Here is a 25,162-nt window from a genome sequence, read left to right on the forward strand (position 1 = left end):
AACTCAAAAAAAAATTAGAAAAATGAGTACACACAAATTAGCAACAAACGCATTACATGCTGGCCATGATGTAAGTAAAAACGGAGGAACAAGAGCAGTGCCTATTTATCAAACAACCTCTTATGTTTTTGATAACTCAGAGCATGCCGCAAATCTTTTTTCTTTAAAAGAATTAGGTTTTATTTACACCCGTTTAAACAATCCCACAAATCAAATTTTACAAGAACGTTTGGCCGCTGTCGAGGGCGGTATTGGCGCCGTAGTTTTTGCTTCGGGAACAGCTGCTATTGCCACAGGATTATTAACACTTTTAAAAGCAGGCGACCATATTGTAGCTTCTAGTAGTTTGTATGGCGGTACCTACAATTTACTTAGTGTAACACTTCCAAGATTGGGCATAACAACCACGTTTGTTGATGCTTCTAAACCTGAGAATTTTGCTGATGCGGTAAAAGACAATACCCGTGCTTTCTTTGTAGAGTCTTTAGGAAATCCCAAACTTGACGTTTTAGATTTAGAAGCTATTTCTACTCAGGCCAAAAAAGCCGAAGTTCCTTTTATTGTTGATAATACGGTGGCTACTCCGGCCTTATTAAACCCTATTAAGCACGGTGCCAACATTGTGATTCACTCCCTTACAAAATATATTGGCGGACAAGGCACATCGCTTGGAGGTGCCATTATAGATGCTGGTACATTTAATTGGGCCAATGGTAAATTTCCAGAGTTTACCGAGCCTTCTGCGGGTTATCACGGCTTAAAATATCATGAAACCTTAGGCGCGGCATCTTATACCTTTAAATTAATTTTAGAGGGTTTAAGAGATTTTGGTGGAGCTTTAAGTCCAACAAATGCTTTTAATATTATTCAAGGATTAGAAACTTTGCCAGTGCGTATTCAAAAACACTCTGAAAACGCTTTGGCCTTGGCAAAATGGTTGGAAGAACAAGAGGAAGTGGCTTGGGTAAATTATCCCGGATTAGAAAGTAGTAAATACAAAGCTTTGGCAGATAAGTATTTACCAAAAGGGCAGAGTGGAATCGTAACCTTTGGGCCTAAAAAAGGATTTGAAGCGGCAAAAAAGATAGCAGATAATACGAAGCTTTTTTCATTATTAGCCAATATTGGAGACACCAAGTCTTTAATTATTCATCCAGCAAGTACCACGCACCAACAGCTAGACGAGGCAGAACAGAACAGTGCTGGGGTAAGTCAAGATTTAATTAGACTATCTGTTGGAATTGAAGATTTAGAAGATTTAAAAGCCGATTTAAAAGCAGCCTTTTCACAATTGTAAAAAATTAATAATTATGAGTGATGTCGTATTTAAAGTTGCAGGAGAAAGTGCTTCTCCTGCAAAATTTATAGCAAAAACTAGGGGTTTTGAAATGGTGGTAGATGAACCAGAAAACCTTGGTGGTACTAATGAAGGCGCAAATCCTGTGGAGTATATTTTAGCAGGCTTAGCCGGTTGTATAAATGTTGTAGGGCATATAGTAGCTAAAGAAATGGGGTTTGTAATTCACAATTTAAAAATTGAAGTTGAAGGAAATCTAAATCCAAATAAACTATTTGCACTGTCGAATGAAGACAGAGCTGGTTTTAAACAAATTAGCTTAAGGTTAAGTCCAAAAACAGAGGCTTCTGAAGACATATTGGCTAAGTGGTTAGAACGTGTGAATGAAAGGTGCCCAGTGAAAGATAATTTAATGCACGTTACCCCAGTCCGCATCGAATTAGAGCAACAATACGCGATTAAAACTTAAAAAATCGTTTTAAGTTTATATTTAGTGTCTGGACAAAAACATAGCAAAATTAAATTTGTTTCTTTTTGCGTCCTCCCAGTTTGTTTTTAATCGCTTGATGCTAAGACATCAACTCATAAAAACTAAACTAAAACGACATCAAAAATAATTCAAATTATAAAAACCGTCTGTTTCCGACCAGACACTATTTTAAATAACAAGCAAAGGGTAGGCTAATTCGTGAAAAAATGGAAAACAACTTACAACATATCAAGATAAAGGATTATATCACCGAATCTGGTGTTAAAACTCAGGAGCTCAATTTAAGTTATCAGGTTTTTGGTCAACCATTGGACACAGCACCAATAGTTTTAATTAACCATGCCTTAACTGGCAATAGTGAAGTCGCTGGAAAAAATGGATGGTGGTCCGATCTAATAGGTCAAAACAAAGTTATAGATACCAATTTTTATTCGGTATTGGCTTTTAATATTCCTGGTAATGGTTTTGATGGGTTTATTATTGAAAACTACAAAGATTTTGTAGCAAGAGATGTTGCCAATTTATTTTTGCTTGGCCTGGAGAGGTTAAAAATACAAAAACTTTTTGCGGTTATAGGTGGCTCTTTAGGAGGTGGTATTTCATGGGAAATGGCAGTAATTAAACCCGATTTCACCGAGCATTTAATTCCTGTTGCAACCGACTGGAAATCGACAGACTGGTTATTGGCCAATTGCCAAATTCAAGAACAGTTTTTGTTAAATTCTAAAAATCCCGTTCACGATGCACGCATGCATGCCATGCTTTGCTATCGTACGCCAGAGTCTTTTAAGGAACGTTTCCAGCGTTCAAAAAATGAGGATTTAGAAATATTTAATGTAGAAAGTTGGTTGCTTCATCACGGGAATAAATTGCAAGAGCGTTTTCAGCTTTCGGCCTATAAATTAATGAATCAGTTGTTAAGAACTATCGATGTGACTAAAAATAGAAAAGACGATTTTAACGTACTGGAAAATATTAAGGCCAATATTCATATTATTGGGGTCGATTCCGATTTGTTTTTTACCGCCGAAGAAAACAGGCAAACCCATAAGCAGCTGGCCCTTACACATCCTAATGTAACGTATAGCGAAATTAATTCGGTACATGGTCACGATGCCTTTTTAATTGAATACGAGCAACTAGAAAGAATAATTGAAGGCATTTTTGTGCCCAATTCTAAAGCCAAAAAATTGAAAGTTTTAAAGTTTGGTGGAAAATCTCTCGCCAATGGAGACGGGCTAAACCAGGTGCTTTCTATTATTAAGAATAAAACAAACGCGGGCGAGAAGATAGCCGTCGTGGTGTCTGCTAGAGGGCAAGCAACCAACGAGTTAGAGGCTATTTTGAGTCAGGCCGTAAGTGGTGAAGATTATCAAGAGGCTTTAAATGCTTTTAAAGCTTATCAAAAAGCGCCTGTGCCAACCATTGATTTTTCTCAAGAGTTTTCAAGACTAGACAAACTGTTTGAGGGCGTGGGTTTACTGCGCGATTGCAGTAAAAAAACCAAAGATGAAATTTTAGCGCATGGTGAGTTATTATCCATTAAATTAGTATCAGAATTACTGAATAAAAGCGGCGTAAAAGCGCAAGCAACAGACTCGAGAAAATTAATAGTAACAGATGATGATTTTGGTAATGCGCAACCCATTTCTAAAGACACTAAAGAAAATATAACGCATTATTTTAAATTAAAAAATAATGAAACTATAAGTATTTTTAGTGGTTTTATTGCTTCAAATTCCAAAGGAGAAACCACCACCTTGGGGCGAAATGGCAGTAACTATTCGGCGGCTTTATTGGCAAATTATTTAGATGCCGAAGAGCTTCAAAACTACACCCATGTAAATGGGATTTATACGGCAAATCCAGATTTGGTTGCCGATGCTCAAAAAATTAGAACCTTATCTTTTGGCGAAGCTAACGAGCTGGCAAACTTTGGTACAAACGTGCTACACGCAAAAACCATCATTCCTTTAGTAGAAAAAAACATTAATCTTCGTATTTTAAATACGTTTAACCCCGACGATGAAGGTACGCTAATTACGGCTAAACCAAGCTCTAAAGAAGCCACCTCATTATCGGTTTTAGACCATGTGGCCTTGTTAAATTTAGAGGGTCGTGGGTTGCTAGGTAAAATTGGAGTGGATGCTAGAATCTTTGGTGCTTTGGGGAACCAGGGTATTAGCGTGAGTATAATCTCTCAAGGCTCATCAGAACGAGGTATTGGCTTGGTTATAGAGGCAGACAAAGCTGCATTGGCCGTAAAAGCTCTAGAGCGCGAATTTGAAACTGATTTTTACTCGCAAGACGTGAGCAGAATTGAAGTGATTGATGATGTTTCGGTTATTTCTATTGTGGGTATCGAGTTGAGTTCCTTCCATAAACCATTCAATGCCTTAATTAAAAACCAAATTACGCCTTTGTTATTTAACAATGCCGTTACGGGTAGAAATGTGAGTTTGGTGGTAAGAAAAAACCAATTAAGCAAAGCCCTTAATGTTATTCATGGCGAAGTTTTTGGCGTCTCAAAAAAGATAAATATTGCTATTTTTGGTCATGGAGGGGTAGGAGGTGCTCTAATTCATCAGATTTTAAAATCTAAAGCCGAGATAGAAAAACGCAAAGGCATCAGTTTAAATGTGTTTGCCATTGCAAATTCAAAACATGTCGTATTAAATAACAATGGCATTCACAATAATTGGGAAGACTTATTAAAGACATCTACTGGTAAAAGTCATGTTCAGGATATTATCGCTTTCGCGGAAACACATCATTTAGAAAACTTAATTGCCGTCGATAATACGGCGAGTACAGATTTTTATAAAAATTATATCCCTCTAGTTGAAGCGGGTTTCGATTTGGTATCTTCTAACAAAATTGCCAATACCATTTCGCATGAGTATTACTCCAATTTAAGGAAACATTTAAAAGAAAATAATAAGCAATATTTGTACGAAACCACGGTTGGCGCAGGTTTGCCCTTAATCGATACCATTAAATTATTACATGAGTCTGGAGAGAATATTACTAGAATTCGAGGGGTGTTTTCGGGCACTCTAAGTTATCTGTTTAATACGTTCTCTTTAGAGGATAAACCGTTTAGTCAAATTATTAAAGAAACCATCGATAAAGGCTTTACCGAGCCCGATCCGCGTGAGGATTTTTCTGGAAATGATGTAGCCAGAAAGTTATTAATTCTTGCTAGAGAATTGGATTTGCAAAACGAATTTGAAGATGTTGAGGTGTTGAATTTAATACCAGAAGCCTATCAAAATATCCCTTTAGAATCTTTTTTAACACAATTACAGGTTTTAGATAGTCCTTATCAAAAAATAAAGGACAATCAAGAGCCCGGACATGTATTGCGCTATGTTGGCGATTTATCTGGCGATTTATCTCAAGATAAAGGGGTTTTAGAAGTAAAATTGGTGTCTGTTCCAGAAGACAGTACCTTAGGTCATGTAAAAGGCAGTGATGCCATTTTTGAAATTTTCACAGAGTCTTATGGCGAGCAACCCATAGTTATACAAGGTGCAGGTGCAGGAGCTCAGGTTACAGCACGTGGGGTTTTTGGTGATATTTTAAGGTTGTCAAAACACATAGATTAGAGTTTAAACGCGATGTTCAATACTTCTAAAATTTTGTTTTAAGAATTATTTTTTTATTATTACACAAATTAAAAATACGCGTGTTCGTGGGGAAAAAACAATAAATATGAAAAAGAAACAGTTTGAAACCGAAGCTATACGCACCCAACTAAATAGGAGTGAGTTTTTAGAGCATTCCAATCCGTTATACTTAACATCGAGCTTTATCTTTGAAGATGCCGAAGACATGCGGGCGTCGTTTAGTGAAGAAAAAGAGCGTAATATTTACAGTCGTTTTTCAAACCCAAATACTTCAGAGTTTGTCGATAAAATTTGCAAAATGGAAGGTGCAGAAAGCGGTTACGCTTTTGCAACGGGAATGGCCGCGGTGTTTTCAACCTTTGCAGCCTTGTTAAATAGTGGTGATCATATTGTTTCGGCGCGTTCTGTCTTTGGGTCTACCCACACGCTTTTTACAAAAATATTACCAAAATGGGGTATTGAAACGAGTTACTTCGACATTAATAAACCCAATACGATTGAAGATTTTATCACTTCAAATACTAAAATCCTCTATGCCGAATCGCCTACAAACCCAGCAATCGATATTATAGATTTAGAGTTATTAGGCAGCATTGCGAAAAAGCATAATTTAATATTAGTTATCGATAATTGTTTTGCCACGCCATATTTACAACAACCTATAAAATACGGAGCTCATTTAGTAATTCACAGTGCGACAAAGTTAATTGATGGTCAAGGCCGAGTTTTAGGTGGTGTAACAGTGGGGAACGCCAAACTAATTCGAGAGATTTATTTATTTGCCAGAAATACAGGGCCTGCCTTATCGCCATTTAATGCATGGACTTTGTCTAAAAGTTTAGAAACACTAGCCGTAAGAGTAGATAGGCATTGCGAAAATGCTTTAAAAGTGGCTGAATTTTTAGAACAGCATCCTAAAGTAAATTGGGTGAAATATCCGTTTTTAAAATCGCATCCCCAATATGAAGTAGCTAAAAAACAGATGAAACTTGGCGGAAACATTGTGGCTTTTGAAATTAAAGGCGGTATCGCCGCAGGCATTAAGTTTTTAAACACTATTAAAATGTGCTCGCTATCGGCAAACTTAGGAGATACCAGAACCATTGTTACCCATCCTGCATCTACAACACACAGTAAACTGGCGGACGCAGATAAATTAGAGGTTAATATTACAGATGGCTTGGTGCGCATTTCGGTGGGCTTAGAACATGTCGATGATATAATTCTAGATTTAGAGCAAGCCTTAAACTCATAAATTAATTTTAGTACAGTAAAGTTTAAACGCTAATTTACAGGACAAAGGCCGTTAAGTTTAAAGTTTAAAAGTTAATAAATTCATAAAAGTTATAAAATTTTCTTCATTTATTTTGATTTTCAACGATTAAAGTCCCTTTTTCTTCTTTAAAGTGGATAAATATGTTTTGTATTGGTAAATATATTTTACATTTGTACCCCTAATAAGTTTGAAAGGGAGAATTAAAAATGAGACTGAATGATTATTGATGCTATTTTTAGTAGAAAGAATAAAAATGTTAAAGTGACAGATATAAATAATTCAACTGAAAATGATGTAGGCAAAAAAACCAATAAATCCGAAGAGAAAGTCACACGAAGTTTGGCTAAAACCATTAGTTGGAGAATTATTGGTACGCTAGATACCTTAATTTTGTCTTGGTTAATTACAGGAGAAGTTGTTATGGCGTTTACAATAGCATCAGTCGAATTTGGATCAAAATTGATATTGTATTTCTTTCACGAGCGTGTTTGGAATATTATAAAATGGGGAAAGTAATGATAGATCAAAATCAAATTGAAGCTTTAAACGAAGCTTACAAAAGCGAATCGCCTTCTACAATTATTCAAAAAGCTTTAGAGCTTAGTAGCGAAGTCGTGGTTACTACAAATTTTAGACCTTATGAAGCTGCTATTTTGCATGCCGTTTGTAAGGAGAAGTCTAACATACCTGTTATTTGGTGCGACACAGGCTACAATACACCACAAACTTATAAACATGCTGAGCAGCTTATAAAAGATTTAGCCTTAAACGTTTATCTGTATGTGCCCAAACAAACAGCAGCACACCGAGATGTGTTTATAGGCATTCCAGATGTTGATGCTCCAGAGCACGCTTTGTTTACCGAACAAGTTAAGTTAGAGCCTTTTAAACGCGCAATGGATGAGCACAAGCCTAAAGTGTGGTTTACAAATTTACGCGAAGGGCAAACTGCTTTTAGAAATAGTATTGGGATCTTTAGTTTGAGTAAAGATGGCATTTTAAAAGTAAGTCCGTTTTATTATTGGTCTGATAAAAAATTAGACGGCTATTTAAAGGAAAATAATTTACCAAACGAATTTAAATATTTCGATCCCACAAAAGTCACAGCCAATAGAGAATGTGGGTTGCATATATAAAATGTTTACACTCTTAGTAAGCCGCCATGCAACAATACTAATATCAATAATACGTTTACAAATCCTAAGAGGACATTCTCTTTTAGGTACAGATATTTTTAATTATGAATAAAGACACATCGCATATAAATTCGCTCGAAAACGAAGCTATTTATATCATGAGAGAAGTAGCAGCGCAATTTGATAAGCCTGTCTTGCTTTTTTCAGGAGGAAAAGATTCCATTACCTTGGTAAGATTAGCTGTAAAGGCGTTTTACCCTGCAAAAATTCCGTTTCCTTTAATGCATATTGATACGGGACATAATTTTCCCGAAACCATTGAGTTTAGAGATCGTTTAGTTAAAGAACTGGGTTTAGAGCTTATTGTTAGAAACGTACAAGACTCTATCGATGAGGGTAAGGTAGTAGAAGAGTCTGGCCGTTATGCAAGCAGAAACACCTTGCAAACAACGACGCTTTTAGATGCAATTGAAGAATTTAAATTCGATGCTTGTATAGGTGGTGCTCGTCGCGATGAAGAAAAAGCAAGAGCAAAAGAACGCATTTTCTCGGTGCGTGATGATTTTGGCCAATGGGACGAAAAAAATCAACGTCCTGAATTATTCGATATGCTAAATGGTGCTATTGAACACGGACAAAATGTACGGGTTTTCCCGATTTCGAATTGGACAGAACTAGATGTGTGGTCTTACATTCAAAAAGAAAACATCGAAATTCCTTCTATTTATTTCGCACATAAAAGAAAAACTTTTTTACGAGACGGATTAATATGGTCTGCAGACGATGAGGTAGTTTTTAGAGACGATAACGAGGAAGTTGCAGAACGAATAGTAAGGTTTAGAACCGTTGGTGACATGAGTTGTACCGCAGCAGTTTTATCTGATGCAGCAGATATCGATAGCGTTGTTCAAGAAATTAGAGAGAGTTCAATCTCCGAGCGTGGTGCGCGTATCGACGATAAGCGCTCAGAAGCAGCTATGGAAAAGCGTAAACAGCAAGGGTATTTTTAACATACCAAATTTTTTGTTTCCGCGAAAGCGGAAATCTTTTAAAACAGAATATAAAAACAAATTTTAAAATATAACCCAAACAAATGCCTGTTTCTGTTAAAGCGGGTTGGGTAAAGGCTATGGAAGTATTAAAAATTGCGACAGCAGGAAGTGTAGATGATGGGAAGAGTACCTTAATAGGACGTATTCTTTACGATACAAAATCATTAACAACAGATAAGCTCGAGGCTATCGAAAAAACCAGTAAACAACGTGGTTACGATTATTTAGACTTCTCTTTAGCAACAGATGGCTTAGTGGCAGAACGAGAGCAAGGCATTACCATAGATGTGGCGCATATTTATTTTTCGACTGCTAAAAAAAGCTATATTATTGCCGACACTCCAGGGCACATCGAATACACACGTAATATGGTTACAGGAGCTTCTACATCTCAAGCTTCTGTTATTTTAATCGATGCTAGAAAAGGTGTCATTGAGCAAACTAATCGTCATTTTTTTATCAATAATTTATTGCGAATTAAAGACGTGGTTGTAGCTATTAACAAAATGGATTTGGTCGATTATTCTGAAGATGTCTATAATAAAATCAAAGCAGACTTCTCTGAGTTGATGAGTAAAAGAGATTTCCAAGAGCAGAAAATTACCTTTATTCCAATAAGTGCTTTAAAAGGCGACAACGTAGTAAATATATCCGATAAAATGTCTTGGTATCATGGGGAAACCTTATTAGAGCATTTAGAGAAATTGGACAAGCAAGATGTATTTAATACCGGATCTCCTCGTTTCCCAGTACAATACGTGATACGACCAAAAACCGAAGAATTTCACGATTTTAGAGGATACGCGGGGAAAGTTTATGGAGGGAATTTAAGTGTAGGTGACCATATTGTTGTTTTACCATCGCAAACAAAGTCTAAGATTGCAGATATTTATTTCTATAACGAGAAATACGAAACAGCATCAAGGCGTTCTTCTGTTACTATTACTCTAGAAGACGATATTAACGTAAGTCGTGGGGATATGATTGTTAAAGAAAGCGATTTACCAACTGTAGAAAAGCAGTTTACGGCTAATGTATGTTGGATGGATTCCAACCAGCTTACAGCAGGCAAAAAATATATTATTCAACACGGTATAAATAAGGTTTTAGCTAAGGTTGACAAGATTCATCATAAAATTAACCCTGATTATTCTGGTATAGAAACTAATGTTTCTGGTTTAGAGGTTAACGATATTGCATCGGTAAGTTTTAAACTAAATAAACCTATTTTTTACGACAAGTTTAAAGATCATCGCACAAATGGTTCGTTTATCATCATCGATTCTCAAACCAACAATACCGTGGGTGTAGGCTTTATTCAATAAAACCCAGAGTTTAAAAAAACGACGCTTTAATCTTAAGTGTATTACAAGCTTATTGATTAATAAAAAGCACTTTTTAATTGCATAATTCTAGCGACTTAATTAATGTTTTGTATTTTGTAATCATTAATCTCATGTCTAAGTAGGATATTTGCGTTAAAAAAAGGTAAAGTATGTTAACTATAAAAAGGTTAGGTTAAGTACTCGTAATTTGCACATAAGGAGAAAACCAAGAAGTTTAAAGGGTTGGTTATGAGGTTGTTATTTTGATGCGTGTCATAATTTTAAATTTATATTTGTTGTAACTAATTAAGGGGTTATCATGTTGGTCTCGATCTTGTCTATCCTCAATACAGTAGTTCGGAAATTAGCAATCCGTTATTTTTTATAACAATTGCGTTGCAAATCTTTTCATAAGAAACTTTATCTTTGCTAGCTAAAAGGAGGAGAAGTTGTGGAGCTAATGTAGTGGATTGTAATGATTTGCCTTTAAAAAAAAATGTTGTAAATATTGTAAAATAGTAATATTCCTTTTTTACGATCATTTTAAGTTTTAAAAACGACAAGACAGCATAAGACACTGCAACATGAGTACAACGCTAACAAAAAACGATACGATTCAAGGTTTTTAAATACCAGTGGTAGAGCTAGGATTTAAATAAACACATTAAAAAAATATAGGAGATTTTTATAACAGTACAAGTACTTTATAAGGTCGCCAAAGAATAAATTGCAAAATAGAAGTTTAAAATGATTAAAACAGATATACTTATTATTGGAGCTGGGCCAACAGGACTCTTTACAGTCTTTGAAGCGGGATTATTAAAATTAAAATGTCATTTAATTGATGCTTTACCACAACCAGGTGGACAATGTTCAGAAATTTACCCCAAAAAACCGATTTATGATATTCCGGGCTTTCCAGAAATATTAGCAGGCGACTTAACTAAGAATTTATTAGAGCAAGGTAAACAATTTGAACCTGGCTTTACTTTAGGAGAGCGTGCAGAAACCATAGAAAAGTTAGACGATGGTACTTTTGTTGTCACTACGAATAAAGGTACAAAACATCACGCCCCTGTGGTGGCCATTGCTGGAGGATTGGGTTCTTTCGAGCCTAGAAAACCTCAAATTGATCGGATTAGCGATTTTGAAGATAAAGGCATAGAGTATTTTATTAAAAATCCAGAGATATACAGCGGTAAAAAAGTGGTGGTATCTGGTGGGGGAGATTCTGCTTTAGATTGGAGTATATTTCTAGCAGACATTGCATCTCAAGTAACCTTAATTCATAGAAGACATGAGTTTAGAGGCGCTTTAGACTCCGTAGAAAAAGTAAGAGAGTTAAAACTTTTAGGAAAAATAAATTTAATCACGCCTGCCGAGGTTACTAAACTGCATGGCACCGATAAATTGGAGGCCGTAACCGTTTTAAAAGAAGGGGTTGAACAAAAACTTGAAACCGATCATTTTATACCATTATTCGGACTTTCGCCAAAACTCGGCCCAATTGCAAACTGGGGACTAGAAATTGAGAAAAATGCCATTAAAGTAGATAATTCTCTCAATTACCAAACCAACATTCCTGGTATTTTTGCTATTGGAGACGTGAATACCTATCCCGAAAAATTAAAACTTATTCTTTGCGGTTTTCACGAGGCTACTTTAATGTGTCAGGCAGCTTACAGAATTATTAACCCAGGTAAAAGATACGTTTTAAAATATACAACAGTAAGCGGCATTGATGGTTTTGATGGTACCAGAAAAGAAGCGCCAAAGGCTGTAGTAAGATCTATTGAAGCATAAGAAAGTTGTATGAGTTTATTTGGAAAACCATTTAAATGCTTCAATCTTAAATTGAAGGATACGGTAGAAGATTTTACAAAAAAACTATTTTATGCCCTTTTTGATGATGAAGATGAGAAGGAGTGGCAAATGCTAAAAAGCACATTTTTAGAGATAGGGAAGCAGGTTTGTAAAAAAGACAGAGTTCTAACTTGGGAGGCCTTCTATAAAACACTACCAGAAGTAAGACGAAAGTTAGATTTAGATGCCATAGCCATAAATAAAAACGATCCAGCATCAAAATGTTTAGAAGAGGTGTATTTAGCCTACCCAGGGTTTCACGCTATAGCTATTTATAGAATAAGCCATGAGTTGTATAAGCTAGATATGCCCATAATTCCTAGAATGATGAGTGAATACGCTCACAATCTTACCGGTATCGATATTCATCCTGGTGCGACTATTGGCGAATCGTTCTTTATAGATCATGGTACTGGCATTGTTATAGGAGAAACCTCTGTGATTAAAAAACACGTCAAGATTTTTCAAGGGGTAACCTTAGGCGGTTTGCAAGTAAACAAAAGCATGGCGTCTACCAAACGACATCCTACCATTGAAGATCATGTAACCATTTACGCCAATGCCACGATTTTAGGAGGCGACATCGTAATTGGAGCTCATAGCACCATAGGAGCGAATGTATGGATTTCAGAGTCGGTGCCAGAACACTCGCTAGTGACTTATAAAACAGAAATTAAAATTAGACCAAAAAATAATGGAGTACGGTAAATCAATATTAGACCAAATAGGAAACACGCCATTAATAGAAGCAACGCATATTATTTCAAACAAAAAAGTAAGGCTGTTTTTAAAACTTGAAGGTAAAAACCCAGGTGGAAGCCTAAAAGACCGAGCCGCTTTTAATATGATAAATGAAGCCATGAAAAGAGGCGACATTAAAAAAGGTGATACTTTAGTGGAAGCCACTAGTGGTAACACGGGAATTGCGCTTGCCTTTATAGCACAACTTTTAGGTTTGAATATGGTTTTGATCATGCCAGAAAACTCTACGGTTGAACGCGTAAAAACCATGCGTGCTTATGGTGCTCAGGTTATTTTAACACCTGCCAATATTGGGATTGAGGGTTCAAGAGACCTCGCCTTTAAACTTAGAGACGAGAAAGGATATACGCTACTAAATCAGTTTGAAAATGACGACAATTGGAAAGCGCATTACAAAACCACTGGTCCAGAAATCTGGAAAGATACCGAAGCACAAGTAACCCATTTTGTAGCAACTATGGGCACCACAGGAACCATAACAGGAGTTTCTAAATTCTTAAAAGAGAAAAACCCGAACATTCAAATTATTGGTGCACAGCCAGCCGACGGGTCAAGTATTCCAGGCATTAGAAAATGGTCACCAGAATATGTACCTAAGTTTTTTGATAGCAGTAGAGTGGATCGAGTGATTGAGGTTAATGAAACTCAGGCTAGAGCCATGACGCAGCGGCTAGCAAAAGAAGAAGGCGTTTTTGCCGGAATGAGTAGTGGAGGCTCGGTGTTTAGCGCCCTACAAGTCGCAGAATCCCTTAAAGAAGGTGTAGTTGTGGCCATTATTTGCGATATAGGAGATCGCTATTTATCTTCTACTTTATTCGATTAAAGATTTTTTGATTTTTATTGTGAAAACAAAAATATAGTTGCTATTTTTGGCAACTAGTTCATAAACGTTTTATATCAATTTATATTTATAGTGTTTTGTAAATAAGCGTATTATAAATTTAATTTGATGTTAATAGTTATCAAGAAAGGTTGAGGGATTAGACCCAACGAAGCCTTGGCAACCCTTTATTTTTAAAGAAGGTGCTACATTCTACTAATATTTTTATATTAGAAAGATAACGAAAAGTTTTTCCTTTGCTTTTCTTGATGACATACAGATATATACAATCAAAATGTCAAAAATACAACAAGCCTTAAAAGATAGAATTTTAGTATTAGATGGTGCCATGGGTACGATGTTGCAGGCCTATAAATTTTCAGAAGACGATTTTAGAGGCGACCGCTTTAAAGATTATCCCACCCCATTACAAGGCAATAACGATTTGCTATCTATTACCCAGCCAGAGGCCATAAAAACCATACATGCAAAGTATTTTGAAGCCGGTGCAGATATTGTTGAAACCAACACCTTTTCAAGCACAACCATTGCTATGGCCGACTACCAAATGGAAGATTTGGTGTACGAGCTCAATTTTCAATCGGCTAAATTAGCCAAAGAGGTCGCCGAGGTTTTCACCGCTAAAGAACCGCACAAACCACGTTTTGTGGCGGGTGCCATTGGACCAACAAACCGAACCGCAAGTATGTCTCCAGATGTTAACGATCCGGGTTATAGAGCGGTGACCTTCGATGAACTCCGTGTCGCCTATAAACAACAAGTGGAAGCCTTAATGGATGGAGGTGTAGATATACTTTTAGTTGAAACCGTGTTCGATACCTTAAACGCAAAAGCAGCATTATTTGCTATTGAAGAAGTTAAAGAAGCTCGAAACATCGATATTCCAATTATGCTAAGTGGTACAATAACCGATGCTTCTGGAAGAACACTATCAGGACAAACCGCCGAGGCATTTTTAATTTCGGTGTCCCATATTCCATTATTATCTATCGGTTTTAATTGTGCCTTAGGCGCTAATCTACTACAGCCCCATTTAGAAGCCATTGTGAATAAAACAGACTTTGCCATATCGGCGCATCCCAATGCAGGTTTACCCAATGCCTTTGGAGAATACGACGAATCTCCAGAAGAAATGGGGGAGCAGATTGAGGTCTATTTACAAAAAAATCTAATTAACATTATTGGAGGCTGTTGTGGTACAACACCAGAGCACATAAGGGTGATCACAAATATTGCAGCAAAATATAAACCACGTTGTTATGCAGGAAGCGTTTCGGCATCACATTAAAATTGTTGAGTGAAGATGAAAGTAAAACAAACTAAATACATGCGGTTGTCTGGTTTAGAACCTTTGGTTTTAAACGAAAATAGCAATTTTATAAATGTAGGTGAGCGCACTAATGTTGCTGGGTCTCGTAAGTTTTTAAGATTGATAAAAGAAGAGAATTATGACGAAGCTTTAGATATTGCACGACATCAGGTTGATGGGGGTGCTCAGATTTTAGATGTTAATTTTGATGATGGTTTGATTGATGGCAAAGAAGCCATGATACGGTTCTTAAACCTCATTGCAGCCGAGCCAGATATTTGTAAAGTGCCCATAATGATCGATAGCTCAAAATGGGAGATTATAGAAGCTGGACTTCAAGTGGTGCAAGGTAAATGCGTTGTTAATTCCATTTCTCTAAAAGAAGGTGAAGCGAATTTTATTTGGGAAGCCAAGCAAATTAAACGTTATGGTGCTGCAGTAATTGTAATGGCTTTTGATGAAGTAGGGCAAGCCGATACTTACGAGCGCCGTATAGAAATAGCCAAACGGTCTTATGATATTTTAGTAGATAAAGTGGGTTTTCCTTCTGAAGATATTATTTTCGATTTAAATATATTTCCTGTAGCCACAGGGATGGAAGAACATCGTAGAAATGCCATAGATTTTATTGAAGCCACACGCTGGGTACGTGAAAACTTACCAAATGTAAGTGTAAGTGGAGGCGTGAGTAATGTGTCGTTTTCTTTTAGAGGAAATAATGGCGTTCGCGAAGCCATGCACTCTGTGTTTTTATATCATGCCATACAGGCGGGCATGAATATAGGTATTGTTAACCCTGCACTTTTAGAGGTTTATGACGATATTCCAAAAGACTTGCTAGAACATGTTGAAGACGTTATTTTAGATCGCAGAGACGATGCTACCGAGCGGCTTTTAGATTTTGCCGAAACCGTAAAGGGATCTAAAAAAGAAGCTGGAGCCGATTTGTCTTGGCGAGAAAACCCTTTACAAGACAGAATTACTCACGCCTTAGTAAAAGGTATAGATTCTTATATTGTTGAAGATGTTGAGCAAGCTCGACAGGAAGCCAATTCGCCAATAGATGTTATTGAAGGACATTTAATGACGGGTATGAATGTCGTTGGCGATTTATTTGGAGCTGGTAAAATGTTTTTACCTCAAGTTGTAAAATCTGCAAGGGTTATGAAAAAAGCCGTAGGCTATCTCAACCCCTTTATTGAAGCAGCAAAAACCGATAAACAAGAACCGGTTGGTAAGATACTTATGGCCACTGTAAAAGGCGATGTTCACGATATTGGTAAAAATATTGTAAGCGTTGTTTTAGCTTGTAATAATTACGAAATTGTGGATTTAGGTGTCATGGTGCCGCCAGAAAAAATTATTGAAACGGCAATAAGAGAACGTGTAGACGCTATTGGTTTGTCTGGCTTAATTACACCATCATTAGATGAAATGGTATATTTAGCCAAAGAAATGCAACGCAACAATCTTGAATTACCTTTGCTTATAGGGGGAGCAACCACATCAAAAGCACATACTGCAGTTAAGATTGACACCCAATACAACAACGCAGTGGTTCATGTAAACGACGCCTCACGTGCCGTAACCGTTGTTGGCGATTTGTTGAATAAAAAATCTTCTCAAGACTATGTTGCAAAGTTAAAAAAAGATTATGATGAGTTTCGAACAAAGTTCTTAAAACGGGGTAAAGAAAAATCATATATTTCTATTGAAGAAGCCAGAAAAAGAAAATATAAAATTGATTGGAATGCTACCGAAATTGTAAAACCAAATACCTTAGGTATTCAGGTGTTAGAGCAATTAAGCCTAAAAGAGTTGTTGCCTTTTATAGATTGGAGTCCGTTTTTTAGAAGCTGGGATTTACACGGGAAATTCCCCGACATTTTAACCGATAAGGTGGTTGGCGAGCAAGCTACAATTATGTACGAAGAAGCACAGCGCATGATTAAAGTTATTATTGCAAAACAATTGTTTAAACCTAAAGCAATTTTTGGCTTGTTTGAGGCAAATTCAATTCACCATGATGACATCTCAGTGATAAGAAAAGGAAAGGAAATCGCTGTTTTTAGAACCTTACGCCAACAATTAAAAAAACGAGAAGGTATTCCAAACCACGCACTAGCAGATTTTATTGCTCCTAAAGATTCTGGGAAAACCGATTATTTAGGTTTGTTTAGTGTAGGTATTTTTGGTGCACAAGAATTGGCCGAAAGCTATAAGTTAAAAGACGATGACTACAATGCTATTATGGCACAAGCCATAGCAGATAGATTTGCAGAAGCCTTGGCCGAATATCTACATAAGCAAATACGCATGAAGCACTGGGGGTATGCTGCTAATGAAAATTTAACTAATGACGATCTGATTAAGGAAAGCTATAAAGGGATCCGACCAGCGCCGGGGTACCCAGCATGTCCAGATCATCTTGAGAAAGAAACCATCTGGGAATTATTAGATGTGGAAAAACGAATTGGTATTTCATTAACCGAAAGCTTGGCCATGTGGCCTGCTGCTGCAGTGTCGGGGTATTATTTTGCTAATCCAGAAGCCAAGTATTTCGGATTAGGGAAAATTACAGACGATCAGGTTACCGATTATGCTAAACGAAAGGGAATCACTAAAGCAAAAGCCAGAAAGTGGTTGCACGCTAATATTGCAGAGTAAATATCTGTTTATATTTGCTTACATCTAAATGGCATCTTTTTTTTTCTACCACATCTGGCAAAAAAAGACCTGTCGCTGGTAAGCAGGTATAGCAGAAAGCACGAGCCTCGTGGTAACAACGAACAAAAAAGCAAGTTGGAATTACTCGTGAGTTCGAAAGCACATAAAATTAAAATAAATACTGATGAGATTTCTGCTGTTGCGGAAAAGATAAATAAGAACTAATGAAAGTAACAGAGCATATTGAAAAAGCAAAAGGTAAAACCTTGTTTTCTTTTGAAATTATACCACCAAAAAAAGGGAATAATATTCAAGAATTATATGATAATATAGATCCTTTAATGGAATTTAATCCACCTTTTATTGATGTGACAACTTCTAGAGAGGAGTTTGTGTACATTGAAAAGGAAGGTTTGTTCGATAGGAAAATTACCAGAATGCGACCTGGCACTCTTGGTATCTGTGCTGCCATAAAACACAAGTATAATGTAGATACGGTGCCGCATGTGTTATGTGGAGGATTTACTAAAGAAGAAACCGAATACTTATTGGTAGATTGTCATTATTTAGGTATTAATAACGTCATGGCTCTTCGCGGTGATGCCATGAAAGGAGAACAGTATTTTAAACCAACAAAAGGGGGACATACTTATGCCACTCAACTGGTAGAACAAATGCAAAATTTAAATTCTGGTAAGTATTTACACGGTATTTTAGAAGCAAACCATAAAGCCGATTTCTGTATTGGTGTTGCTGGATATCCAGAAAAACATTTAGAAGCCCCCTCGATGAAAACCGATTTAAAGCGCTTAAAAGAAAAAGTGGATGCTGGTGCCAATTATGTGGTTACTCAAATGTTTTTTGATAATAAAAAATACTTCGAGTTTGTAGAAGCGGCCCAGAAAGAAGGCATTAATGTGCCCATTATCCCCGGGATTAAGCCCATTGCGGTAAACCGCCATTTGCAGCTGTTACCACAGGTTTTTAAAATCGATTTGCCAGAAGCTTTAATTACCGAGGTGGAAAAATGTAAAGATAATAAGCAAGTGCGCCAAGTGGGGGTGGAGTGGTGTATCCAGCAATCTAAAGAATTGTTAGATGCAGGAGTACCCGTGTTACATTATTACTCTATGGGTAAAAGTGATAATATACATGCAATTGCCAAGGCGCTGTTTTAACCAAGCCGTCCTATAGAGAAATTATAGATGAAATTATTTCATACGTTTATTTTTTGTTTTACTTTTTTAACGGTGTTTTCGCAAGAAAATAGTAAGGCATCTTATATTGATGTCAATTATTTTAAGGGAAATATTGCACTTCACAATAACGATATCTTACATTTAATTAAAGGGCGCCCCGAAGGTTATATTTTGAGTTGGAACAAGAAAACATTTGGTTTTAACGATTGGGAGCAACGCTATAATTATCCAGATTTGGGTCTGTCGTTTGTGTATCAAAATTTAAAAAATGAAGTTTTGGGTGAGGTGTCTGGACTGTATGCTCATTATAATTTTTATTTTTTACAACGGCATGTCATGTTGCGCATTGGTCAAGGCTTGGCCTTTACTGAAAATCCCTACGATAAAGTTGATAATTTCCGAAACATTGCCTTTGGCTCTAAAATAATGAGCGGGACTTATCTTATGCTTAATTATAAAAAGGAGCGTATTATAGATAGGTTTGGTTTACAAGCTGGTTTTACCTTACTCCATTATTCTAACGCAAACATAAAAGCTCCCAACACTAGTATAAACACGGTAACTCTTAATTTGGGGCTTACTTATAATTTAGAAGATCAAGCGCCTGAATATATTGCAACAGTTTCGAATGCTAAAAACGAAACATATACGCAACCTTTAAAGTATAATATGGTATTTAGAACTGGGATTAATGAGAGCGATGTGGTGGGTAGCGGACAATATGCATTTTATATTCTCTCGGCTTATGCCGATAAAAGAATTACCCGTAAAAGTGCTTTGCAACTTGGGACAGATGTGTTTTTTTCAAACTTTCTAAAAGAACTTATTTATTATAAAAGTGTGTCTTTTCCAGAAGAAAACGTCACTGGCAATGAAGACTATAAACGTGTTGGTGTTTTTGCTGGGCACGAATTGTTTATTAATAAAACCTCGGTGGTTAGCCAATTCGGATACTACGTCTATTATCCCTTTGATTTTGAAGGCAAAACCTATTTAAGAATAGGTTTGAAGCGCTACTTTAGCACGAAATGGTTTGGGGCCATAACCTTAAAATCGCATGGAGCCAAAGCGGAAGCCTTAGAATTTGGTCTTGGGGTTAGGTTGTAAAAAACTCAGGTTAATTGTAGGTTGTGTTTTATAGATGATGTGTATTTTTAACACTTGTAATAACCTGACCTTAAACGATAAGCTTATCTCTAAATCAAATGCTTTATAGGAAATTGTAAAGCCTTAATTTCATTGAAGTTTTGAAGTTTTTTTTATGTTAAATAATATGATATTTGTCATGTATTAACAAGTTAAAGTTATTTAATTTTAATGATGAATTTAAATTAGAATATTATGAAAAAAAGAACGCCAGTTTCAGAAATAATGTCAAAAAAAATAATCGCCTTAACACGTACAGACGATTTATACACCGCCGAAAAACTTTTCAAGAAACATAAAATCAGACATATTCCAGTGGTGTCTCAAGAATCTATAATCGGCATGCTGAGTTATTCTGATTTGCTGAGAATTAGTTTTGCCGATGCTGTAAATGACGAGAATGAAGTGGACTCAGTGGTTTATGATATGTTTACTATCGAGCAAGTTATGAGCAAAAATCTGGTAACTGTTAGTAGTACAACAACTATTAAAGAAGTGGCAGAAATTCTTTCTGAAAAAGAATTCCATGCCCTTCCTGTAGTAGACGATTCTGTGTTAGTTGGTATCGTTACGACTACCGATTTAATTAACTTTTTGCTAAAACAATTTTAAGAATTAGCAATGGCTCTTAAGTTTTTAATGGTTTCAATTTGGTTATTGCTTTTAAAAACATAACTGCCTGCAACTAGTACATCGGCACCTGCTTTTGTTAAGGCCTTAGCATTTTTATCTGTAACTCCACCATCTATTTCAATGAGTGTCGATGCACCTTTTCGCTGTATTAATGCCTTAAGTTGTTCCACTTTGTTGTACGTATTCTCTATAAAGCTTTGGCCACCAAAACCGGGGTTTACACTCATTAAACACACGAGATCTATGTCGTTAATCGTATCTTCTAAAACGTTTATGTTGGTGTGCGGATTTAATGCAACACCGGCCTTCATACCTTCACTTTTAATAGCTTGAAGGGTGCGGTGTAAATGGGTGCAAGCCTCGTAGTGCACGGTAAGAACATGACTGCCTAACTCTGCAAATGTTTTAATATAGCGATCAGGATTCACGATCATTAAATGCACATCGATAGTTTTTTTTGCGTGTTTAGCAATCGCTTCTAAAACGGGCATACCAAAAGAAATGTTTGGTACAAAAACCCCATCCATAATATCGATATGAAACCAATCGGCTTCACTTTGGTTAACCATTTCTATGTCGCGTTGTAAGTTTGCAAAGTCTGCAGCTAAAATTGAGGGTGCTATTAGTTTAGAGCTCATATTGTATTTAATTTAACGTACAAAAATAACGACTTTGTCTTGTTAATTGAGTTTTTTGTCAATAAAGTTTTCAACCATAATAATAACCTTGTTTGCTACTGCATTTTCTGCTGCGCGTAGCCAAGTTAAATAGTCTTGTAGCTTGTTTAGTGTTTCTTTACTATCAATAAAAGTAAAACCAAAATTATAATCTTCGAAGATGCGATGCTCTATAGTAGTATCAATAACCTTGAAAATATTTTTGTGCCTTTGGTCGTGTTTTATGGTTTCAAAAGCCTCATCGACAATGTTTTTTTCACCTTCAAGAACTTGTAAAAAATTTTTATTCTTGTAGATGAGCACGCCAGTAATATCTCGTTTCAAATTGTTGGCCTTAGCTTTTGTGTGAAGTTTTTTTAATTCGTCTAAGGTATCGCATCCATTGGAGTCACTTATATAACATATCGTCTTATTCATGTGCACTAATTTTTTTCAGCTAAGGGTTAAGTTTTGTGTTTGAAACGCCAGTCGAGTTTATTGATATGTTTTGCGCATCGAACGTGTGAAGTTACTAAAAAAAAAATTATCAAAAAAACCCTTGGTAATCAGCCAAGGGTTCATTCATCAATCAAAAAACGAACAGTTCTTTAAAACTGTTTGTCACGTTTATTTAGGTTGAAATTTTAACCTAAATATGTTTTCAGTATTTTACTTCTAGAAGTGTGCTTTAATCTTCTTATCGCTTTTTCTTTTATTTGTCTTACGCGCTCACGAGTTAAATCGAATGTTTCTCCAATTTCTTCAAGCGTCATAGGGTGTTGACTTCCCAAACCAAAGTATAAGCGGATAACGTCTGCCTCACGCGGAGTTAAAGTTTCTAAAGCGCGCTCAATTTCTGTACGCAGCGATTCGTGTAATAACTCTTTGTCTGGATTTGGAGATTCACCACTATTTAAAACATCGTATAAGTTAGAATCTTCTCCTTCAACTAACGGCGCATCCATACTTACATGGCGACCAGAGTTTTTCATAGATTCTTTAACGTCGTTAATAGTCATATCCAATTCTTTAGCAATTTCTTCTGCAGAAGGTGGACGTTCGTGACTTTGCTCTAAAAAGGCAAATGTTTTATTAATTTTGTTAATTGAACCAATTTTATTTAATGGTAAGCGAACAATACGAGATTGCTCGGCTAAAGCCTGAAGAATGGATTGACGAATCCACCAAACAGCGTACGAAATAAATTTAAAACCACGTGTTTCATCAAAACGTTGAGCAGCTTTAATTAATCCTAAATTACCTTCATTAATTAAATCTGGTAAGGTAAGACCTTGATTTTGGTATTGCTTAGCTACCGATACAACAAAACGTAAATTAGCTTTGGTTAATTTCTCTAAGGCGATTTGATCTCCAGCCTTAATACGTTGTGCTAATTCTACTTCTTCGTCTGCGGTAATTAAGTCAACTTTTCCAATTTCTTGAAGGTATTTATCTAAAGATGCTGTTTCTCTGTTGGTAACCTGCTTCGTAATTTTAAGTTGTCTCATGTAATATTCTCCTTTTTTTTATAATTTCTATTCTTAATGCTATGGTTATACGTAGCAATACCTAATAATGTTACAAGAAAGTCGATAATTTTTCAAATTGCATTAGTTTACTTTAAAAAAGCTATATTTAACGGTTTTATATTAGCTGGCATTTTTTATTTTTGTTTTCGCATCGTTTATTTGTAAAACGCAGGCAAGGCATTTATGCTGTTGGGCTTTGTGTTTTGCTATAGTCAATGTCGGTTTTAATTAATAAACTATTTTTGTTATTTGACGAGAGCCTCGTTTATACTGTTAATTTTAATGGCATGAAAATACCAGATACCCCTAAATTAAGCATGCACTTACCTACAAAAGGCCTGTATATCAGTTCTATTGGCTTAGAAATAAAATTATAGTGTTTATTCTTTTTTCTAATACTCTAGAGCCTTAAATTTACCAGCCATAAATTTGAATGAATGAAATTTATAAAACAAGCATTTGATAATGATTTGTATTTAGCATTAATGGTTAAAATTATCAGCTTATGTACACTCATATTCATTGTGGTTTACTTTTTTTTCGGACTCTATAAAGAGCAAAATACATATGCTAAAATTATTAAAGAAAAGGCTGAATGTGAAAAGATTATAAACGAAATTCGTCAAAATTCAGAGGATTTAACCCGTTTAGCGAGGTTGTACACCAATACCAAAGACAGTCTTTTTCGAGATCAATATTTTGAGGTTTTAAATATTAACAAGGGTCAAGCTCCAAGGCCAGAAAAATTTAACAGAATTTATTGGAATGTATTAACCACAAAAGATCATCGAGAACCGCCATTTACGAAACGAAAAAACATATCGGCAAACAAATTAATTGATGATGCGAGTTTTGACGACCGAGAGCGGGCTGCTATAAAAAAAGCCCTGCAGTTTTCGTTTGCATTAACAAATCTTGAAATGGAATCCTTTTTAGTACTCGAAGGTAATACAGCAATAGGAGAGATGCCAAACCAAGAGAAGGCGGTTAGTATGGTTAATTCTGAGCATTACCATACCCAGATAATTTCCATTATGGAGCAACTCAATAAGGCTTATAATTTATTAGAAACACGAGTAGAAAACAATTTAAACGGTTTAAATAAGAAAATTAATAAGACGATTATTTTAATAGCAATAATTTTTGTGGTCATTGTATTAACCATGTTGAATATTATTGCATCTGCGTCAAATTTAAAAAAAGAAACCATAAGTCAGTTAAAAATTTCGGTCGAGGAGAAAACCGAAGAGTTAACAGCCTTAAACACCTCAAAAAATTTGTTTTTTTCCATTATCGCTCACGATTTAAAAGGACCATTTAATTCTTTAATAGGTTTTAGCGATGTGCTGTACGATCAAGTAAAAGTGAGTAAAAATGAAGGCTTGCTTGAGTCTGTTGAGATTATTAAAAATGTTTCTCAAAATACTTTCGAGCTGTTACAGAATCTTCTAGAGTGGGCTCAAATGCAGAGTGGAAGACTTGAGTTTAATCGCGAAAACATTAGAATAGACCAAGTTATAAACGATGTGTTAAAAGTATTGGCGTTACAGTCCAAACAAAAGAATATTACCATTAATGTGTCAATCGACCAACCAGACACCTTGGTTTATGCCGATAAAAATATGATTAGTACAGTGCTTCGAAATCTTATTTCGAATGCTGTAAAATACAGTTATGAAAATAGTAGTATTGATGTAACGTGCAGTGTAGAAAACCATGCTGTTAAAATTAGTGTGGCAGATCAAGGTGTGGGGATTGCCAAAGAGGCTCTAGAAAACCTTTTTAAAACCAAGTACGCTCAAAAAACCTTAGGGACATCAGGTGAGAAAGGTACAGGTATAGGTCTTATTCTTTCCAAAGATTTCATAGAAAAACACAACGGAAGTATTTGGGTAGAAAGTGAATTAGGCAAGGGTTCTACATTTATATTTACAATACCTTTTGTTTAGTGGCACAAAAACCTGCTCAAAAAGCCTGCTAAATATGCCGTTTTTTTAGAGGTTTATACACTGCTTTTTTTAGTTCGTTTTTAGCTTGTAATCACAATTTTAGCATCAATAAATAGAGTTCTTTATTTAGGTTTAATTAAAATGCGGGTGTAAAAAATTCTAATTATTGAATAAAACCACGTTTTTATTAGCTTTATTTTAAAATAACTTGTTCTGTTTTTGCGAGCTTTTCATCGCTTTTTTTCTTTCAAATATTTAGAGACTTCTGCAGTTTTCTGGCTAAACATTGCATTTATAAGTTAGGGTTTTGAGAATATGATTATAATGCCTTTCTTTGCCCAAAATTTTTAGTGCTGCTTTTAGGGGTTTTTGCAATAATGCGATACCAAGCGAAACTCTTAAA

The 25,162-nt window shown here is 35.8% G+C and carries 20 protein-coding genes and 1 riboswitch; of the genes, 17 read left to right on the top strand and 3 right to left on the bottom strand.

What is annotated here, in order from left to right; all coding sequences use genetic code 11:
- Positions 1 to 22: 22 nt before the first annotated feature.
- The 16 genes from FEZ18_RS09945 (at position 23) to FEZ18_RS10020 (ending at position 20,604) form a co-directional block, all read left to right on the top strand.
- Entirely contained in the window at positions 23 to 1,297 is a 1,275-nt protein-coding gene (locus tag FEZ18_RS09945; RefSeq protein ID WP_153268161.1) for an O-acetylhomoserine aminocarboxypropyltransferase/cysteine synthase family protein, read from the top strand.
- A 13-nt stretch (positions 1,298 to 1,310) separates the two neighbouring features.
- Complete coding sequence (locus tag FEZ18_RS09950; RefSeq protein ID WP_153268162.1) at positions 1,311 to 1,766, top strand: OsmC family protein; 456 nt, start codon at positions 1,311 to 1,313, stop codon at positions 1,764 to 1,766.
- 227 nt (positions 1,767 to 1,993) lie between these two features.
- A complete protein-coding gene (gene thrA / locus FEZ18_RS09955) occupies positions 1,994 to 5,395 on the top strand; it encodes a bifunctional aspartate kinase/homoserine dehydrogenase I (protein ID WP_153268163.1) in 3,402 nt (1,133 codons plus the stop codon).
- A 106-nt stretch (positions 5,396 to 5,501) separates the two neighbouring features.
- Entirely contained in the window at positions 5,502 to 6,671 is a 1,170-nt protein-coding gene (locus FEZ18_RS09960; protein WP_153268164.1) for a trans-sulfuration enzyme family protein, read from the top strand.
- A 237-nt stretch (positions 6,672 to 6,908) separates the two neighbouring features.
- Complete coding sequence (locus FEZ18_RS09965; protein WP_153268165.1) at positions 6,909 to 7,208, top strand: DUF2061 domain-containing protein; 300 nt, start codon at positions 6,909 to 6,911, stop codon at positions 7,206 to 7,208.
- Positions 7,208 to 7,828, top strand: coding sequence for a phosphoadenosine phosphosulfate reductase family protein (locus tag FEZ18_RS09970; protein ID WP_153268166.1), 621 nt, complete (start codon positions 7,208 to 7,210; stop codon positions 7,826 to 7,828). Before FEZ18_RS09965 ends, FEZ18_RS09970 begins: the two co-directional genes overlap by 1 nt.
- Before the next feature lie 104 nt (positions 7,829 to 7,932).
- Complete coding sequence (gene cysD / locus FEZ18_RS09975; RefSeq protein ID WP_153268167.1) at positions 7,933 to 8,838, top strand: sulfate adenylyltransferase subunit CysD; 906 nt, start codon at positions 7,933 to 7,935, stop codon at positions 8,836 to 8,838.
- 119 nt (positions 8,839 to 8,957) lie between these two features.
- Positions 8,958 to 10,205: a sulfate adenylyltransferase subunit 1 gene (locus FEZ18_RS09980; protein ID WP_153269102.1), complete on the top strand. Its 1,248-nt coding sequence runs from the start codon at positions 8,958 to 8,960 to the stop codon at positions 10,203 to 10,205.
- A gap of 747 nt (positions 10,206 to 10,952) precedes the next feature.
- Positions 10,953 to 12,008, top strand: coding sequence for an NAD(P)/FAD-dependent oxidoreductase (locus FEZ18_RS09985; protein WP_153268168.1), 1,056 nt, complete (start codon positions 10,953 to 10,955; stop codon positions 12,006 to 12,008).
- A gap of 51 nt (positions 12,009 to 12,059) precedes the next feature.
- Complete coding sequence (epsC, locus tag FEZ18_RS09990; protein WP_317164436.1) at positions 12,060 to 12,776, top strand: serine O-acetyltransferase EpsC; 717 nt, start codon at positions 12,060 to 12,062, stop codon at positions 12,774 to 12,776.
- On the top strand, positions 12,763 to 13,653 hold the full coding sequence (gene cysM, locus FEZ18_RS09995; protein WP_153268170.1) for a cysteine synthase CysM: 891 nt from the start codon (positions 12,763 to 12,765) through the stop codon (positions 13,651 to 13,653). Before epsC ends, cysM begins: the two co-directional genes overlap by 14 nt.
- A gap of 133 nt (positions 13,654 to 13,786) precedes the next feature.
- Positions 13,787 to 13,895: riboswitch (SAM riboswitch) on the top strand.
- Between the two features lie 50 nt (positions 13,896 to 13,945).
- On the top strand, positions 13,946 to 14,959 hold the full coding sequence (locus FEZ18_RS10000; RefSeq protein ID WP_153268171.1) for a homocysteine S-methyltransferase family protein: 1,014 nt from the start codon (positions 13,946 to 13,948) through the stop codon (positions 14,957 to 14,959).
- A 15-nt stretch (positions 14,960 to 14,974) separates the two neighbouring features.
- Entirely contained in the window at positions 14,975 to 17,647 is a 2,673-nt protein-coding gene (gene metH, locus FEZ18_RS10005; RefSeq protein WP_153268172.1) for a methionine synthase, read from the top strand.
- Positions 17,648 to 17,871: 224 nt separating this feature from the next.
- Positions 17,872 to 18,825 carry a methylenetetrahydrofolate reductase [NAD(P)H] gene (gene metF, locus FEZ18_RS10010; RefSeq protein ID WP_153268173.1) on the top strand — a complete coding sequence of 318 codons (954 nt, stop codon included), beginning with the start codon at positions 17,872 to 17,874 and terminating at the stop codon, positions 18,823 to 18,825.
- A gap of 27 nt (positions 18,826 to 18,852) precedes the next feature.
- Positions 18,853 to 19,953 (top strand): acyloxyacyl hydrolase, encoded by a 1,101-nt coding sequence (locus FEZ18_RS10015; protein ID WP_153268174.1) that lies wholly within the window; start codon positions 18,853 to 18,855, stop codon positions 19,951 to 19,953.
- Positions 19,954 to 20,187: 234 nt separating this feature from the next.
- On the top strand, positions 20,188 to 20,604 hold the full coding sequence (locus tag FEZ18_RS10020; protein WP_153268175.1) for an HPP family protein: 417 nt from the start codon (positions 20,188 to 20,190) through the stop codon (positions 20,602 to 20,604).
- Here FEZ18_RS10020 and rpe read toward each other — a convergent pair.
- From rpe to FEZ18_RS10035, 3 genes are all read right to left on the bottom strand, one after another.
- Entirely contained in the window at positions 20,601 to 21,263 is a 663-nt protein-coding gene (gene rpe / locus FEZ18_RS10025; RefSeq protein WP_153268176.1) for a ribulose-phosphate 3-epimerase, read from the bottom strand. The genes FEZ18_RS10020 and rpe overlap by 4 nt on opposite strands.
- 42 nt (positions 21,264 to 21,305) lie before the next feature.
- A complete protein-coding gene (locus tag FEZ18_RS10030) occupies positions 21,306 to 21,719 on the bottom strand; it encodes a BLUF domain-containing protein (protein ID WP_153268177.1) in 414 nt (137 codons plus the stop codon).
- Between the two features lie 206 nt (positions 21,720 to 21,925).
- Positions 21,926 to 22,789, bottom strand: coding sequence for an RNA polymerase sigma factor RpoD/SigA (locus FEZ18_RS10035; RefSeq protein ID WP_153268178.1), 864 nt, complete (start codon positions 22,787 to 22,789; stop codon positions 21,926 to 21,928).
- A 458-nt stretch (positions 22,790 to 23,247) separates the two neighbouring features.
- On the opposite strand from FEZ18_RS10035, the gene FEZ18_RS10040 reads away from it, so the two are divergent.
- Entirely contained in the window at positions 23,248 to 24,759 is a 1,512-nt protein-coding gene (locus tag FEZ18_RS10040; RefSeq protein WP_153268179.1) for a sensor histidine kinase, read from the top strand.
- The last annotated feature ends 403 nt before the right edge of the window (positions 24,760 to 25,162 follow it).

It is taken from the genome of Oceanihabitans sp. IOP_32, from assembly GCF_009498295.1.
Lineage (GTDB): Bacteria > Bacteroidota > Bacteroidia > Flavobacteriales > Flavobacteriaceae > Wocania > Wocania indica.